The sequence below is a fragment of the Pseudomonas cichorii genome (assembly GCF_018343775.1).
Classification (GTDB): domain Bacteria; phylum Pseudomonadota; class Gammaproteobacteria; order Pseudomonadales; family Pseudomonadaceae; genus Aquipseudomonas; species Aquipseudomonas cichorii.
Genome location: NZ_CP074349.1, coordinates 4,373,550 through 4,388,869, shown reverse-complemented (window position 1 = coordinate 4,388,869; position 15,320 = coordinate 4,373,550). Strand labels below are relative to the sequence as shown.

At 58.4% G+C, this 15,320-nt stretch carries 12 protein-coding genes and 4 tRNA genes; 10 read left to right on the top strand and 6 right to left on the bottom strand.

Features of this window, described 5'->3' with window-relative positions:
• Window positions 1-25: 25 nt before the first annotated feature.
• Window positions 26-913 (bottom strand): protease HtpX, encoded by an 888-nt coding sequence (gene htpX / locus KGD89_RS18550; protein WP_025261263.1) that lies wholly within the window; start codon window positions 911-913, stop codon window positions 26-28.
• A 250-nt stretch (window positions 914-1,163) separates the two neighbouring features.
• Window positions 1,164-2,375, bottom strand: coding sequence for a pyridoxal phosphate-dependent aminotransferase (locus tag KGD89_RS18545; RefSeq protein ID WP_025261262.1), 1,212 nt, complete (start codon window positions 2,373-2,375; stop codon window positions 1,164-1,166).
• Window positions 2,376-2,566: 191 nt separating this feature from the next.
• Here KGD89_RS18545 and msrB point away from each other — a divergent pair, with 191 nt between their 5' ends.
• Together msrB and KGD89_RS18535 are read left to right on the top strand one after the other, a co-directional pair.
• The gene (gene msrB, locus KGD89_RS18540; RefSeq protein WP_025261261.1) at window positions 2,567-2,962 is read left to right on the top strand and encodes a peptide-methionine (R)-S-oxide reductase MsrB; all 396 of its coding nucleotides are present in this window, start codon (window positions 2,567-2,569) and stop codon (window positions 2,960-2,962) included.
• 163 nt (window positions 2,963-3,125) lie between these two features.
• Window positions 3,126-3,611, top strand: a complete 486-nt coding sequence (locus KGD89_RS18535) for a glutathione peroxidase (RefSeq protein WP_025261260.1) — start codon at window positions 3,126-3,128, stop codon at window positions 3,609-3,611.
• On the opposite strand, the gene KGD89_RS18530 is transcribed toward KGD89_RS18535, so the two are convergent.
• Window positions 3,604-5,964, bottom strand: a complete 2,361-nt coding sequence (locus KGD89_RS18530; protein WP_025261259.1) for a hybrid sensor histidine kinase/response regulator — start codon at window positions 5,962-5,964, stop codon at window positions 3,604-3,606. The two genes, KGD89_RS18535 and KGD89_RS18530, sit on opposite strands and share 8 nt — an antisense overlap.
• A gap of 87 nt (window positions 5,965-6,051) precedes the next feature.
• On the opposite strand from KGD89_RS18530, the gene KGD89_RS18525 reads away from it, so the two are divergent.
• Together KGD89_RS18525 and KGD89_RS18520 are read left to right on the top strand one after the other, a co-directional pair.
• The gene (locus KGD89_RS18525; protein WP_025261258.1) at window positions 6,052-6,942 is read left to right on the top strand and encodes an ATP-binding protein; all 891 of its coding nucleotides are present in this window, start codon (window positions 6,052-6,054) and stop codon (window positions 6,940-6,942) included.
• Window positions 6,939-7,421: a GAF domain-containing protein gene (locus tag KGD89_RS18520; protein ID WP_025261257.1), complete on the top strand. Its 483-nt coding sequence runs from the start codon at window positions 6,939-6,941 to the stop codon at window positions 7,419-7,421. Before KGD89_RS18525 ends, KGD89_RS18520 begins: the two co-directional genes overlap by 4 nt.
• 51 nt (window positions 7,422-7,472) lie before the next feature.
• Here the strand turns inward: KGD89_RS18520 and KGD89_RS18515 are convergent, their stop codons facing one another.
• Window positions 7,473-8,231: a hypothetical protein gene (locus tag KGD89_RS18515; RefSeq protein WP_074568815.1), complete on the bottom strand. Its 759-nt coding sequence runs from the start codon at window positions 8,229-8,231 to the stop codon at window positions 7,473-7,475.
• A 285-nt stretch (window positions 8,232-8,516) separates the two neighbouring features.
• Here KGD89_RS18515 and KGD89_RS18510 point away from each other — a divergent pair.
• The 4 genes from KGD89_RS18510 to KGD89_RS18495 all read left to right on the top strand — a co-directional run bounded on the left by KGD89_RS18510 (window position 8,517) and on the right by KGD89_RS18495 (window position 8,930).
• A tRNA-Glu gene (locus KGD89_RS18510) sits at window positions 8,517-8,592 on the top strand.
• Between the two features lie 4 nt (window positions 8,593-8,596).
• Window positions 8,597-8,672, top strand: a tRNA-Gly gene (locus KGD89_RS18505).
• A gap of 104 nt (window positions 8,673-8,776) precedes the next feature.
• Window positions 8,777-8,852 (top strand) — tRNA-Glu (locus KGD89_RS18500).
• Window positions 8,853-8,854: 2 nt separating this feature from the next.
• Window positions 8,855-8,930 (top strand) — tRNA-Gly (locus tag KGD89_RS18495).
• A 116-nt stretch (window positions 8,931-9,046) separates the two neighbouring features.
• Here KGD89_RS18495 and KGD89_RS18490 read toward each other — a convergent pair.
• On the bottom strand, window positions 9,047-9,769 hold the full coding sequence (locus KGD89_RS18490) for a pirin family protein (protein WP_025261255.1): 723 nt from the start codon (window positions 9,767-9,769) through the stop codon (window positions 9,047-9,049).
• Between the two features lie 203 nt (window positions 9,770-9,972).
• Between KGD89_RS18490 and KGD89_RS18485 the strand changes: the two genes are divergently transcribed.
• A complete protein-coding gene (locus tag KGD89_RS18485; protein WP_025261254.1) occupies window positions 9,973-10,923 on the top strand; it encodes a GlxA family transcriptional regulator in 951 nt (316 codons plus the stop codon).
• Window positions 10,924-11,077: 154 nt separating this feature from the next.
• Window positions 11,078-12,547 carry an ATP-binding protein gene (locus tag KGD89_RS18480; RefSeq protein WP_025261253.1) on the top strand — a complete coding sequence of 490 codons (1,470 nt, stop codon included), beginning with the start codon at window positions 11,078-11,080 and terminating at the stop codon, window positions 12,545-12,547.
• Here the strand turns inward: KGD89_RS18480 and KGD89_RS18475 are convergent.
• The gene (locus tag KGD89_RS18475) at window positions 12,527-15,301 is read right to left on the bottom strand and encodes an ATP-binding protein (protein WP_025261252.1); all 2,775 of its coding nucleotides are present in this window, start codon (window positions 15,299-15,301) and stop codon (window positions 12,527-12,529) included. The genes KGD89_RS18480 and KGD89_RS18475 overlap by 21 nt on opposite strands.
• Window positions 15,302-15,320: the final 19 nt, after the last annotated feature.

Sequence of the window (15,320 nt, the reverse complement as noted above, 5' to 3'; positions counted from 1 at the left end):
TCGCCCTTCCGGTTACAGCTCTGGATCAACCGCGACGGCGCAGCGCCTCGATACGCTCTTCCAGTGGCGGGTGGCTCATGAACAGGCCAGCCAGACCGTGCTTGAGGCCACCGTTGATGCCGAATGCGCTCATGGTGCTCGGCATGTTGACCGGTACGCCTTGTTCGGAGCGCAGGCGTTGCAGTGCGCCAATCATTGCGCTGGTGCCGGCCAGTCGGGCGCCGGCTTCGTCAGCCCGGTATTCGCGTTTGCGCGAGAACCACATCACGATGGCGCTGGCCAGGAAACCCAGGACCAGTTCAGCGAAGATCGTGGTGATGTAGTAAGCGATACCCTGACCGTTTTCAGTCTTGAAGATCACCTTGTCGACGAAGTTGCCGATGATCCTCGCAAAGAACATGACGAAGGTGTTCACCACGCCCTGTACCAGTGCCAGTGTCACCATGTCGCCATTGGCGACGTGACCGATTTCGTGGGCCAGTACTGCCTTGACTTCGTCGGGCGAGAAGCGCTCCAGCAAACCCTGGCTCACTGCAACCAGAGCGTCGTTCTTGTTCCAGCCCGTGGCGAAGGCGTTGGCCTCGTAGGCCGGGAAAATACCGACTTCCGGCATTTTGATACCGGCTTCCCTGGACAGTTGCTCCACGGTCTGCAGCAACCATTGCTCATGGCGAGTGCGAGGCTGGGTAATGATCTGCGTGCCGGTGCTCATTTTTGCCGACCACTTGGAGATGAGCAGCGAGAACAGCGAGCCGGCGAAACCGAACACGGCGCAGAAGACCAGCAGCTGATTGAGGTTGAGATCAACCCCATTGGCCGCCATGAACCCATTGAAGCCAAAAAGGCTCAAGGTAATGCTGGCAATCAGCACGACCGCAAGGTTAGTGGCCAAAAACAGCAAAATGCGCATCATGGTCGAAACGTTCTCCTGGGGAATAAATGCAACGTGATGCCGGGTATATAAGGTGATGCCCGCTGCTATTCAACAGAGGGACTATTTCAAACTGTGTCCTCTTGTCGTATTCGATGTTAATCCTCCCAACCTGAACGGCACCTGAGCCATGGCTGCGGGCGTCCTGGGGGGCTTGAGAGGGATGCGAGAAGGCGGGGAGGTATTGCAGGAACTGCCCCGAATCGGAGTCGGGGCAGGGGGCTCTGTGGGTTTATTGCTTGTAGCCTTTGACGAAGTTGCCGATGCGTCCGATGGCCTGTTCCAGGTCGTCGACACGCGGCAATGTCACCACGCGGAAGTGGTCAGGCCATGGCCAGTTGAATGCGGTGCCTTGCACAACGAGCAGCTTTTCCGAAAGCAGCAGGTCGAGGACGAATTTTTCGTCGTTGTGGATCGGGCAGACCTTCGGGTCGATACGCGGGAAGGCGTACAGCGCACCCATGGGCTTGACGCAGCTTACGCCGGGAATGTCGTTGAGCAGTTCCCAGGTACGGTTGCGTTGCTCCAGCAGGCGTCCCTGAGGCAGAACCAGGTCGTTGATGCTCTGGTAGCCGCCCAATGCGGTCTGGATAGCGTGCTGGCTGGGTACGTTGGCGCACAGGCGCATGTTGGCCAGGATGTCGATGCCTTCGATGTAGCTCTGGGCATTGTGCTTGGGGCCGGAAATGGCGACCCAGCCGGAGCGGAAGCCCGCAACGCGGTAGGACTTGGACAGCCCGTTGAAGGTCAGGCACAGCAGGTCTGGCGCAAGGGAGGCGGTGCTGATGTGTACGGCTTCGTCGTAGAGGATCTTGTCGTAGATTTCGTCCGAGAACACCACCAGATTGTGCTGGCGGGCCAGTTCCAGCATGCCCAGCAGCACTTCCTTCGAATACACGGCGCCGGTGGGGTTGTTCGGGTTGATGATCACCATGGCCTTGGTGTTCGGCGTGATCTTGGCCTTGATATCCTGCAGATCAGGCCACCAGTTGGCCTGCTCGTCGCACAGGTAATGCACCGGGTTGCCGCCTGCCAGGCTGACAGCGGCAGTCCAGAGCGGATAGTCCGGGGCCGGGATCAGGACTTCGTCGCCGTTGTTGAGCAGCGCCTGCATCGACATCACGATCAGTTCGGAGACGCCGTTGCCCAGGTAGATGTCTTCGATGCCGATGCCGTCGACCTGCTTCTGCTGGTAGTACTGCATCACGGCCTTGCGGGCGCTGAACAGGCCCTTGGAATCGCTGTAGCCCTGAGCGGTCGGCAGGTTGCGGATCACGTCTTGCAGGATCTCGTCCGGCGCCTCGAAACCAAACGGTGCCGGGTTGCCGATATTCAGCTTGAGGATGCGATGGCCTTCCTCTTCCAGGCGTTTGGCGTGCTTGAGCACTGGCCCGCGAATGTCATAACAGACGTTTGCGAGCTTGTTCGATTTGCTGAACTGCATGTGATTGATCCCGAAAATGGACGAGTTGTTGCTGGCTTGCAACGAAGGTCGCTGGACATGACCCGATGAAAATGGGTTTGTATGCGACAAACGCGGGTGACAGACTGACATCTGATGAGGCGCAATCATACGTGCCACCCGATCCGTGGAAAAGACACAGATCGGGCTTTTTCGGATTCGGAGGTGTACCTGTGGACAAGTTGCACAAGACGCTCGAAGAGTGGAAGCAAATGCTCGATCCAGAGCAGTACAACGTCTGTCGCCTGAAAGCGACCGAACGCCCCTTTACCGGCAAGTACAACGGCACGAAGACCGAAGGTGTCTATCATTGTGTGTGCTGTAACGAAGCGCTGTTCGATTCCACCACCAAGTTCGATTCCGGCTGTGGCTGGCCGAGTTTCTACGCGCCGATAGAAGGCAGTGCGGTGGTCGAAGTGCGGGACATCAGCCACGGGATGATTCGCACCGAAGTGGTGTGCGCCAGGTGCGACGCCCACCTGGGGCATGTATTTCCCGATGGTCCGCCACCCACCGGCCAGCGTTACTGCATCAATTCGGTGTGCCTGGATCTGGTGCCACGGGTTTAGCCGTCATTGGCGTGGTCTGGCTTATTGGCCTCTATCAACAGAGGAAATTGAATGCGCAGGCCATTCAATTGCACGCTAGGGTCTGTTGCTGTTTTGTTACCGGCTCTGCCATGAGAACGTGGCAGCAGACCCCGACGTCAATATTCATTTTTGAGGCATCGTCATGAGCGAGAACCTGTTGAGCATTCCTTGCACCACGATCAAGGGCGAGCAGAAGACCCTGGCCGATTTCGCCGGCAAGGCGGTGCTGGTGGTCAATACGGCAAGCAAGTGTGGTTTCACCCCGCAATACAAGGGGCTGGAAGCGCTATGGCAGCAATACCGCGATCGCGGGCTGGTGGTCTTGGGCTTTCCCTGCAACCAGTTCGGCAAGCAGGAACCCGGCAATGAAGGTGCTATCTCGGAGTTCTGCGAATTGAACTACGGCGTCAGCTTCCCGTTGTTCAAGAAAGTCGACGTCAATGGCGGTAACGCCCATCCGCTGTTCGTGCAGTTGAAGAAACGGGCGCCGGGCATTCTGGGGTCCCAGGGCATCAAGTGGAACTTCACCAAGTTTCTGGTCGACAAGGAGGGGAAACTGGTCAAACGTTTTTCCCCACGCACCAAGCCTGAAGAGCTGACCGGCGAGATCGAGGCCTTGCTCAAATAGCGCGGTTGCTCGGTGTGAGCGCAATCCACTGGTCCAGCATGCTGACCAGTTCTGCTCGGCGGAACGGCTTGGCCAGATAGTCGTTCATGCCGGCCGCCCTGCAACGTTCGCGCTCTTCGGGCATGGCATTGGCGGTCAGGGCGACGATAGGCAGGCCGGGCCAGCGTCCGCTGCTGCGGATCTGGCGGCTGGCCTCGTAACCGTCCATGACCGGCATGTTGCAGTCCATCAGGACCAGATCGAAGTTGCTGTGCTCCAGTTGCTCGATGGCCTCTGCGCCATGGGCGCTGACAATCACTTCACAGCCCAGCTTGCTGAGCATGCCTTTGGCGACCAGTTGATTGACCGGGTTGTCTTCCACCAGAAGGATGCGTGCCGGGCGCTGGGTCGCCAGTTCCTCGGGAGAGGTTTCGCTTATCCCGGGTTCTTCCATGTGCAGGGCGCGGCGCAAGGTGTTGTAGAGCGCGTTACGGGCCAGCGGTCGAGCCTGCTGCTGCAAGGGGGCCAGGGCGCTGACCTGTTCGACGGGCATGAAGTTGCCATAGGCCGTGACCAGCAGGATGGGCACTTGTGTGGTCGGGCGAATCGAGAACAGGCATTCCGGGCAATCGGTAATCACCAGGTCGGTATCGGGGTCGAGTTCCTGCTCGCAGGTCCGGTCATCGATGCCCCGGCGAGTAAAGGCGACTCCCCAACTGGGCAGCAGGGTGCCAAGCAGTTCCACCAGACCGCTGCCCGCCTTGCTGATCACGGTCACACGCCCCTTGAGCGCGGGTGGTGTCACCGCTTTCAGATGTACCGGCAACGGCAGTTCGGCGCAGAACAGGCTGCCCAGGCCTGACTGGGACTGGATGCTCAGGCGGCCATTCATGGCTTCGCACAGGTTGTGAGTCAGGGAAAGGCCCAGCCCCGTGCCACCAAATTGCCGGGTGATCGCTGCTTCGGCTTGGGTGAAAGGCTGGAAGATCCGCTCCTGGGCTTCCTTGGGGATGCCGATTCCAGTGTCCCGGACTTCGATTCGCACCCGGTTTTCCCCGGTTTCAGAATCCTGCGCGCAGGAAAGGCGCACATCCACGCGCCCGAAACGGGTGAACTTGAGCGCATTGGAGAGCAGGTTGCTGACGATCTGCCGGACCCGCGTGGGGTCGCCGATCACCAGTGGTGGAAAGTCCGGAGCAATCAGACAGGTCAGTTCCACGCTGGGGGCCGCGTTCTGCGAGAGCAGGTTGGCAGTGTCTTCGACCAGCATGCCCAGATCGAAAGGGATGCGCTCGATTTCCAGTTGTCCTGCGTTGAACTTGGACATGTCGAGAATATCGTTGAGCAGTTCCACCAGCACTTTGCCCGAGTCATGGGCAATCATCAGTTGCTGGCGTTGCTCGGCACTGAGTGGACCGTCCAGTGACAGGGCCAGCATGCCCAGCAATCCATTGAGCGGTGTGCGGATCTCATGGCTCATGTTCGCCAGGAAGGCCGTGCGGGCGTTGGCCATGTCCAGGGCAGTGCTGCGGGCGATCTGCAATTCCTCGTTGGACTGGCTGAGGCGAATGTTGCTGGCCTTGAGTTCGTTGGTGCGTGCCGAAACGATGTTTTCCAGTTCGTTCAGGTGATTGGTAAGCCGGTCCTCTGCCTCGCGACGTCTGGCGAACTCGGTGCTCATGGTTTCGATATGCAGGTTGAACGTCTTGACCAGTACGCCGATTTCATCGTTTTCATGATTGGGCGGGCAGGTCATTTTTTTCTGGATCGGGCTGCGCGGATCGTGACGGCTCAAATCCCGGATCAGGTTCACCAGCGGCTTGGTCAGGGTCGCGTAGAACAGCATGGTCAGGATCCCGGCCAGCACCAGACTGCGCACGAAGCCATTGAGCAGGGTGATCTCGGCACGCTGCAGGAAGTGGCTGCCAAAGGCGAAGGTGTCGACGGTCAGGCTCAGGGTGCCGATGACCTCGGTGGGCATATGGTCCAGATGCAGGACTTCTTCGAAATGCCGGCTTTCTCCGAACAGCCAGTCGCTGAGTACCCGATAGCGTCCGGTGGCCATGGGACGTTCGACGCTGGAGAGCACCATATTGTTGTTGTCGGTCAGTCTGGCGCTGACCACGGCGGGGGAGTGCAGCAGGCCCAGGGTCAGCTCCTGAGCCAGTTCGGCGTCGATGTTGTACGCCATGCGCGATGCCGGGTTATGGCTGATTTCCATCAGAGAGCCAATTTCACGATCGATGGAAGCATCTTCGCTGGCATAATCGAGGGCAATCTGGAGCAGACTGAGCAGGGTTCCAAGAATGAAACCGATCAGGACGGCCATTCTGGCTTGCTTGAACGACAGCCTGTTGGTGAACGATATATCCATGGAAGTTCAGTCACTTCTGATGCCCATTGCGGGGCAAGCATAGCCGATCGGGCCTTGTGGTTAATCAGTTAAATATAAGGAGGTTTCGTGGATTCTCGGTTGATGGCTTTTCTGGAGCGCGCCGATGCCGTGCTGACTCGTCTGGAGCCCTTGTTGCCTGCCGTTCGCGAGCCGCTGGACTGGTCCGCGACTCTGGCGGCGCGTTGGGTGCGAGAAGGGCGCAGCGGTTATCTGCTGCCCCTTGAAGTCAGCCTGGACATGCGCCTGTCGGACCTGATCGGTGTCGATCGGCAGCGGGACCAGTTGGGACGCAATACTCGCCAGTTCATCGATGGCCTGCCTGCCAACCATGCGTTGCTGTGGGGCTCGCGTGGTACCGGCAAGTCTTCGCTGATTCGGGCCTTGCTGGCTGAGTATGCCGGTGCAGGCCTGCGCCTGATCGAAATCGAACGCGACCATCTGGGTGACCTGCCGCGAGTGGTCGAGCAACTGCAGAAACTTCCCCAGCGCTTTGTGTTGTTCTGCGACGATCTTTCCTTCGAGTCGGGGGAAGGTGACTATCGCGTACTCAAGAGCGTGCTCGATGGCTCGCTCGAGCAGGCACCGGATAATGTGCTGCTCTATGCAACCTCCAACCGTCGCCATCTGGTGCCGGAGAAGGAGAGCGATAACGAAAACTGGAAGCATGTAGAAGGCGAGCTGCACCCCAGCGAGGCGGTGGAAGACAAGATCGCGCTGTCGGACCGCTTCGGCTTGTGGCTGTCTTTCTATCCGTTCACTCAGGAGCACTTCCTGAATGTCGTGGAACACTGGATTACCCAGCTGGCGCAGAAGGCCGGCCTGACCTGGCAGCGCGATGAAGAGCTGGACAAGGCGGCTGTCCGTTGGGCGACCGGGCGGGGTAATCGTAATGGTCGTTGTGCCTACCAGTTTGCGCGTTACTGGGTAGGCCTGAAATTGTTGGAGCAACAGGCATGATCGATTTGCAAGACGTGGGTGCGGGCCAGGAAGGTTATGACCTGCTGGCGGCACAGTTACAGGCGCTGCTGGCCGATGAGCGTGACTTCATTGCCAACGCCGCGCAGTTTTCTGCGTTTCTCTATACCCAGATAACGGATTTGAACTGGGCGGGCTTTTATCTGAATCGCAACGAAGAGCTGGTGCTCGGGCCGTTTCAGGGGCAGGTCGCCTGTGTGCGTATCCCGTTTGGGCGTGGTGTGTGCGGTACTGCCGCCCAAAGCCGGCAAACCCAGCGGGTGGAAGATGTCCATACCTTTGCCGGGCACATCGCCTGCGACAGCGCTTCCAATAGCGAGCTGGTCATTCCGTTGATAAAGGAAGGGCGTCTGATCGGCGTGCTGGATCTGGACAGCCCGCAAGTCGGGCGATTCAAGGAGGAGGATCAGGAGGGGATCGAGCGTCTGGCGGCTATCTTTCTGGCGTCCACCGACTGCTGAGCCGGGAGCCTGTCCGCCGTTGCGCAGTGCAGCGCAACGGCGGTGCGGTCATCAATCGTAGATGACCTTCTTCTTCCATTCCGATTCGACTTCGTCGGCCTTCAGGCCTTCGGTCAGGGCGTTGTCATCATCATCGGTAGGCGCTGTATTGGTCAGCACCATGGAGTTGGCGCGTGCCAGTTGTTTTTCCATGGCCTGCAACTGTTGTTGATAGGTCACAGGGTCCGGCTGGTTGCGCAGGTACTGCACGCCGCGCTCGAATGCCAGGCGGGCTTGACCTGGCTGATCTTGAGAGAGTGCAAGCTGGCCGAGGTTATTGAAGAACTCGATATGCAGGTTCACCAGGATGGTGCGGATTTCGCGAATCCAGTGTTTGGCTTCGCTGGTTGGCAGGAAACCGTCATGAGCGGCGCGAGTGACCTGGCCATGCAGCGCTTCCAATAGAAAGCGAATGTCCTTGGCCTTGGCTTCGGTCTGGATCGGGCTGACGGCGTTGGTGACCTGGATACGGTCGCCCTGTGCCACCAGTTCTTCCAGTTCGGTCACACGGGTCTTGAGCTGTGCGTTGCCTTTTTCCAGCGTAAGCATGCGCTGAACGACATTGAGCTCCAGGCGGGTCAGCAACAGCTTGAGGGCTGGCGACATGAGCTGGCCGGGGAAGGTCTCGCTGATTTCACTGCAACGACGTAGTCGGTCGTTGAGTTCTACCTTTGCACGAGCCTTGTCCAGTTTGCTGTTTTCAGCGACATGGTTCAGGTAGCCAATCGCTATAAGCAGCGCGATACCAGCTACTACCATCAACGTGATCATGAGTGGTGTCACTGCGCAAACCTCATTTTTTCCATAAATTATTGTGCGAGTGTAGTGGCTAAGCACTATTGCGCATAGATGCCTCCGTCGGACATTGCAACTAAATTTTCTCTTGGGACAAGAGTTTTCCGGCCAACGGTGTGAACCTTAAAGAGGGGCGAAGTCATTGATTTAAATAAATTTTCAGAAGGGGGTTGACGACCTGCCAAACCATCCATAGAATGCGCGCCACTTACAGCGTAAAGCACACAGCAAAGCGCAGTAAGTAGTGAATGTTGTACGTGTGTCCCCTTCGTCTAGTGGCCTAGGACACCGCCCTTTCACGGCGGTAACAGGGGTTCGAGTCCCCTAGGGGACGCCATATTGCGGGAATAGCTCAGTTGGTAGAGCACGACCTTGCCAAGGTCGGGGTCGCGAGTTCGAGTCTCGTTTCCCGCTCCAGTTTTATACAATTCTGCTCTCGGGCAGGGTTGAGTGAAACCAGAACCAAGTCTTCGGATGCGGATCTGGACACTGGAACACACACCATGTGTTCCGGGTAGCGTGTCCCCTTCGTCTAGTGGCCTAGGACACCGCCCTTTCACGGCGGTAACAGGGGTTCGAGTCCCCTAGGGGACGCCATTGCGGGAATAGCTCAGTTGGTAGAGCACGACCTTGCCAAGGTCGGGGTCGCGAGTTCGAGTCTCGTTTCCCGCTCCATATTCTTCAAGAACGCCGCTCATTGAGCGGCGTTTTTGTTTTTGCGTTTTTTCCCTTCGCGAGCCTCCCATTCATCAGGAGGCGCGCTTTTTTCTTTCTATATATAGAAAGAGTCTTCAAGGCATCTGTGGCCGTTCGTTCGGCCGCAAATCGAAAACCAGTACTTCGGCATCGACGCCTTCACTCAAGTGAATCTGCTGTTCGTCACGCAGACGCACACCATCACCTTCCCCGAGACGCTCACCATTGAGCACGACACTGCCACGGGCGACATGTACGTAGGCATGGCGATCGGCTGCCAGTTCAAGGCTGGCCGTTTCATTACCGTCGAACAGGCCGGCATAGACCCGGGCATCCTGACGGACTTTCAAAGAGCCATCGTTCCCTTCGGGGGAAATGATCAACTGCAGGCGTCCGCGTTTCTGTTCCGGGCTGAAGTGTTCCTGCTGATAGCTCGGTTGCGCACCGGCCACATTCGGCACAATCCAGATCTGCAGGAAATGCACCGGCTCGCTTGCCGAGTGATTGAACTCGCTGTGTGCAACGCCGCTGCCAGCGCTCATCAGTTGTACGTCGCCAGGTCGGATGACCGAGCCGGTCCCCAGTGTGTCCTTGTGCTCCAGGGCACCTTCGAGCACATAGGAGAAAATCTCCATGTCGCGATGGGGGTGCTGGCCGAACCCTTTGCCTGCTGCGACACGATCGTCATTGATCACCAGCAGATCGGAAAACCCCTGTTCCAGCGGGTTGTAGTAGCTGGCAAACGAGAAGGTGTGAAAGGATTTCAGCCAGCCATGGTTGGCTGCGCCACGATCGGAAGCTTTGCGAAGAGTCAGCATGATTCTTTCTCCATTCAGATGTCGAGGCTGCAAATTCAGGTATCGACCAAGTGAGAGAGAGGTTACTGGTTATCGAGGGTGGCAATAAGTAGCTGAAAAACGAATGACTGTCCTGCTCTGGTTGACAGTGCCGGGCAGCCAGCAGAGCCGGGCCATCTTGTTCATAATGCGCAGTCTGTCTTCATTCAAGTGATGCGCGACTTATGAAAACCGTGGCGATGGTGCTGTTCCCGGACTTTCTCTTGCTCGATATGGCGGGGCCTATCGAGGTTTTTTCCATTGCCAATCGCTATCTGGCGCCCGACAAGCATTACCGGATATCGACCATTGGCACCGAGCAGGGCGCGCTTCGTGCGTCCAGCGGCGTCAACATCGTGGCTGACCGGCATATGGACCAGGCCGTGGAGGATTACGACCTTCTGTTGATACCCGGAGGGCCGGGGGCCTACAACGAAAGACATCAGCCTTTGTTGAACTGGCTGAATGAGGTCGCGCCCCGGTCTTCCTGCTACGGCTCCATTTGTACCGGGGCCTTCATTCTGGGGGATGCCGGTCTGCTCGACGGACATCGCGTGACCACTCACTGGCATTACACGGACCGGCTCATCAAGCGCTTCCCCAAGGCGCAGGTGGAAACTGATCAGATTTATATCCGTGATCGCAATCTCATGACTTCCGGTGGCGTCACTGCCGGTATCGACCTTTCGCTTGCGGTAGTTGCCCAGGATCATGGCAAGAAGGTCGCCCAGGATGTGGCCAAGGTGCTGCTGGTATTGATGAGGCGCCAGGGCGGCCAGGCGCAGTTCAGCCCCTTGATGACTGCCATTGCCTTGCAGGAAACCCCCGTTACCCGCGTACAGAACTACGTGCTGGAACATCTGGATGAGGCCTTCAGCGTCGAGCGCATGGCCAGTCTCGCCAATATGAGTGCCCGGCACTTTGCTCGCACCTTTGCCCGTGAAGTCGGGATGACGCCCATGGACTTCCTGCAGAGCGCCCGCATCGATCACGCCCGGAACCTGCTGGAAACCACAGAGCTGCCACTCAAGACCGTGGCTTATAAAAGCGGCTTCGGCAGCGTGCGGCACATGCGCTTCCTGTTCAGCGGCAAGATCGGGTTGACGCCAGCCCAGTATCGCGAGCAGTTCAGCTAAACACGCTCCATTGTCCGTATTGCGCACCGCAATGACCGTATCGCGCCTCCTGTGCCGGTTGTCCCGGTTTTCCTGCCTGCCAAGATAAACACGAATCTTTTGCAAGGGTCGTGCGGTGGTCCGGATAGCCGGGTTTATCGGCGTGTGAACGGATATGGACAGCCTCAAGAATATACACAACGATTCGGTGCTGCGTTTCGGTCCCTATGTGTTTGATGTTCGTCAGCGTCAGGTGATGCAGGGCGACAAAACATTGCGTGTGGGGAGCAGGGCGCTTGAGATCCTTCAGGTGCTGATCGGGCAGGCGGGCAGCATTGTCAGCAAGAGCAGCCTCATTGCTCAGGTCTGGCCCGACTCTATCGTCGAAGATATCAATTTGCGTGTGCAGGTCGCGGCCTTGCGTCGAGCCTTGAAAGACGGGCAGAAGGGGCAGCGCTTTATCGAGACGGTTCCCTTGCGAGGTTATTGCTTCGTGGCCAGGGTCGAACAGGTGGAGGCGAACCCGCAGATCAATGCGCCGAAGCACAATCTGCCTGCGCGCCTGACATCTGTGATCGGTCGCGATGAAGTCGTGGGCAGGATCGTGCGTCAGTTGCCGGGAGTACGCCTCATGACTCTGGTCGGACCTGGCGGTATCGGCAAGACAACGGTGGCCTGCCGGGTCGCTGAATCACTGCTCAGGCATTATCCGGATGGTGCCTGGCTTATCGACTTTTCAGTTCTGGATGACCCGCAGCAGGTGGCCGGCCAAATGGCTTCGGCGCTGGGGCTTGGCAGAGACTCGTCTCTGGCTGATCTGGCCTCGACGCTGGCCGGACGGCGTGCGCTGTTGATCTTCGACGGTTGCGAACATCAGCTTGAAAACAGTCGGCGCTGGGCCGAAACCCTGTTGCCGGCTTGTGCCCATCTGTCGATTCTGGTGACCAGCCGTCAGGCGCTGCAGGCCAGAGGCGAATCCGTGTTGGGGCTGCCGGCGCTGACCATTGCATCCTCAGGTACACGTGACGCCATGGCCTGTTCGGCCATGCAGCTTTTTGTCCGTCGTGCTCAGGCTTCCAGGCAAGGTTTTGTCTTGCGTAAACAGGATGTAGCGACAGTGGCTGATATCTGTCGACGGCTCGATGGCATTCCTTTGGCTATCGAGCTGGCGGCTGCGAGAATCGACGTCTTTGGATTGACGGGTTTGCAAGCTCAATTGGACAAGGGGGTTCATTTGCCAGGCTTTGGCCGGCGTACCTCTGTCCTGCGTCACCAGACCTTCAAGGCATCCCTGGACTGGAGTTTCGAGCGACTGAGCCAGCACGAGCAAATCGTACTGCAGCGTATTGCGGTCTTTGGTTCGGCCTTCACGAAGTCGGCTGCCACTGCAGTCTGCAGCTGTGTTTCGTTGCACGCCGAAGGCATCGGCAAGGCGCTGGAGCAATTGGTGGACAAATCGCTGCTGTCGATAAGCCAGGGCGGTAGCAGCTTGCGTTATGACTTGCTGCGCACCACTCGTTTTTATGCGCTGGAGAAACTGCAAGCCAGTGGTGACGGGCGAGTATACGAGGCTCGTCTTGCACGTTATCTCGGTATGGAGCGCTTCGCAGTAGCGCGCGCTCCGTCACCGCAACTGATCGAGTAATTGCCGGGCCGCGATCAGGTCCGGCGTTGTGAAGCCTTCGGTGAACCGTGCATGCACAGGCTCCAGCAAAGCGTATGCCTGCTGCCTGTAGCCCTGACGCTGCTTGAGCCTGGCGAGTGAAGTGGCGCTGCGCAGTTCCCAGGCCAGGGCACCCTGTTTCTGCGCCACGCTCAATGCCTTGAGCAGTATGGCTTCGGCGGTGTCGGCGTCTTCAGGTGGGAGAGTGTCGGCTCTGGCGCGCAGGATTTCCGATGTACACCAGCCTGCTGCTCCGCTTTGCGCCCGCTCGAAGAGGGCATCGTCGACCGGGCCTGGACGCAGGGTGATCATGATGTCTCTGATGAACCCGGTACTGTCCGCAAAATTGTTCTCGGTGGCTGGGGACGTCATCAACTGCGCGTAACGCTGCCCCCAGTCATAAAACAGCAGTGCCGAATGCCTTTGCGACTGGTCGCGCAGCAGCTTCAACAACTCGGTGGCTGTCTGGGTATCGCCGTTGTAGAGGGCGATGACGCAACCGGCCAGGGAGAGGGTGTGGCAGATGGACGTTCCATGTTTGATCTGCAGGGCAATGTCCAGCGCCTGCCGGGCGGTCTGCCACGCAAGCTCGGGACGTCCTTGCAGCCATAGAATGCGCGCCAGAATGGTCAGGGCCGCAACGCTCTGATCGTATTGCACGCCGAAAACATACGTGAATTGATGAGGATGTCCGCTTTGAGCCATGCGCTGAATGACCTGCTCGGCATTCAGCCGTGCCAGGGTCTGATCGCCGGAAAAGTGCAGCGCCAGAACCCGTAAGCGATGGGTGCTCATGCAGATAAAGGTATCGGTGTTCATGCCCAGCCGATTGAACTGGCGATTCTGTTCAAGGGCTTGCAGGTAATCACCGCGACACACGTCAACGATCATCTTTCCTGAAATGGCCTGCAACTGGCCCGCCAGATCATTGTGATGCTCGGCCAGTACCCGTGCGCTCATGAAAGCGTCCAGCGCTTCGGGCGTGTCGCTACGGGTATGAAAGGAAATGCTGCCCAGTGCCAGCTTCAGGGGGATCAGCAGCTTCGCGGGTGCAAGGGGATCGGTTTCCAGCAGCCTCAGTGCCTTGCGCACATAGAAGTCGTGTTCTTTGAGCAACGATAATTCCTGCCAGAGAGGTGTGCTGTTGGCAACCAGCTCGATGGCCAGCCTCTGCGCGTGAGCGCTGTTGAATCCCCACTCCAATGCTGTCCTTATGTCTTCCAGGCTGTAGATATAGCGGTCGATCCACTGCTGAGTGGGAATGTGCTCCCAGTCTTGCTGGGCCTGTTGCATGAGCACGAGGCAGCGCCGTGCATGGCGTTCGCGAAGCTCGGGCAGTTGTTCGTGCTGGAGCAGTTTTTCCAGTGCATGGCTGCGGGTGGTATCCAGCAAGTGATAGAGGACCTCGTCGTCCACGAACTCGACATTGAGCAGCGACTTGCTGACCAGTTGGGGAAGGATGGCCAGGACCTCCTGCGGGCTGATCTGCGGATCCACCACCACCGCCATGACGGACTCCAGGGTGAAGCGGTCCTTGAAGATGCTCAGGCGTTGCAGGCACGTCTGCTCGCTGGCGCTCAGCATCTGGAAGCTCCAGTCCAGCGTGGCGCGCAAGGTCTGATGGCGAGCCAATCCATCCGGATGGCTTTGGCCGTGTAGACGGAAACTGGTTTGCAGGTGTTCAAGCAGTTTGCTGAAACCCAGGTTACCCACCTGAGCAGCGGCCAGTTCGATGGCCAGGGGAATACCCTCCAGGCGCTGGCATATCTCAATGGCCATGGGCAGGTTGGCTTCGGTCAGTTCAAAGTGTTCCTGACTGGCCATGGCGCGTTCGACGAACAATTGCAGGGCCGCAAAATTCATGGCTTCGGCGCTGCTCGTACCCTCGAAGGGCGGGCAGTCCAGAGGTTCCAGGCGCTCGACCCATTCGCCATCGACCTGCAGGCTTTCGCGGCTGGTGATCAGAATGTGTACATCGGGGGCGCTGCGCAGAATGCTTTCGCTCAGCAGGGCAATGGTATCGACCATGTGCTCGCAGTTGTCGATCACCAGCAGCATCCTGCGATCGTGCAGGTAGGCGCCAAGATGGCTCATGGGGTCGTCATCGTGTATAGCGATGTCGAGCAGCAGGGCCAGGTGAGTCGCGACCATTGCCGGATCGGTCAGGGGCGCCAGGTCCATGAGACGAATGCCATCGCGATACTGGCCGATCAACTGCTCCGCAACCCGCAGGGCGACCGTGGTCTTGCCGATGCCGCCGGGGCCGGTCAGGGAAATGAAACGGTGTTGTTGCAGTTGGCTTGCCAGCCTGCTTACCAGTGCATCACGTCCCAGGATGCGCGATTGACGAGTGGGCAGATTGTGGCTGGTCGAGATTTTCATAGGGGCATCTGGCCTGTGTTCGACCCGTTGCAGGGCGATGGGAGCAACAAAGCTGTAACCACGTTGTGCAACCGTAACAATATAACGCTGTCCCGCCTGGCCATCGCCCAGCGCTTTGCGCAGCGCAGCCATATGTACGCGCAGATTGCTGTCCTCGACCACAGTCCTGGGCCAGACATGGGCAATGAGTTGTTGTTTGCTGACCGTATCCCCTGCATGTTCGATAAGGATCAACAGGATATCCAGGGCGCGACTGCCCAGCCGCACGGGACGGTCGGCTTCCAGCACCAGACGTTGCTGCGGGTAGATCCGATAAGGGCCGAAATGCACGGCCGGCTCGGTGAGAAGGGTCAAGGGTTCATTCCTGTTGTGT

What these genes read in the sequence shown, in the direction of transcription:
- htpX (WP_025261263.1), bottom strand. Translation starts at nt 913, where the DNA reads ATGATGCGCATTTTGCTGTTTTTGGCCACTAACCTTGCGGTCGTGCTG.
- KGD89_RS18545 (WP_025261262.1), bottom strand. Translation starts at nt 2,375, where the DNA reads ATGCAGTTCAGCAAATCGAACAAGCTCGCAAACGTCTGTTATGACATT.
- KGD89_RS18535 (WP_025261260.1), top strand. Translation starts at nt 3,126, where the DNA reads ATGAGCGAGAACCTGTTGAGCATTCCTTGCACCACGATCAAGGGCGAG.
- KGD89_RS18530 (WP_025261259.1), bottom strand. Translation starts at nt 5,964, where the DNA reads ATGGATATATCGTTCACCAACAGGCTGTCGTTCAAGCAAGCCAGAATG.
- KGD89_RS18520 (WP_025261257.1), top strand. Translation starts at nt 6,939, where the DNA reads ATGATCGATTTGCAAGACGTGGGTGCGGGCCAGGAAGGTTATGACCTG.
- KGD89_RS18515 (WP_074568815.1), bottom strand. Translation starts at nt 8,231, where the DNA reads ATGATCACGTTGATGGTAGTAGCTGGTATCGCGCTGCTTATAGCGATT.
- KGD89_RS18490 (WP_025261255.1), bottom strand. Translation starts at nt 9,769, where the DNA reads ATGCTGACTCTTCGCAAAGCTTCCGATCGTGGCGCAGCCAACCATGGC.
- KGD89_RS18485 (WP_025261254.1), top strand. Translation starts at nt 9,973, where the DNA reads ATGAAAACCGTGGCGATGGTGCTGTTCCCGGACTTTCTCTTGCTCGAT.
- KGD89_RS18480 (WP_025261253.1), top strand. Translation starts at nt 11,078, where the DNA reads ATGGACAGCCTCAAGAATATACACAACGATTCGGTGCTGCGTTTCGGT.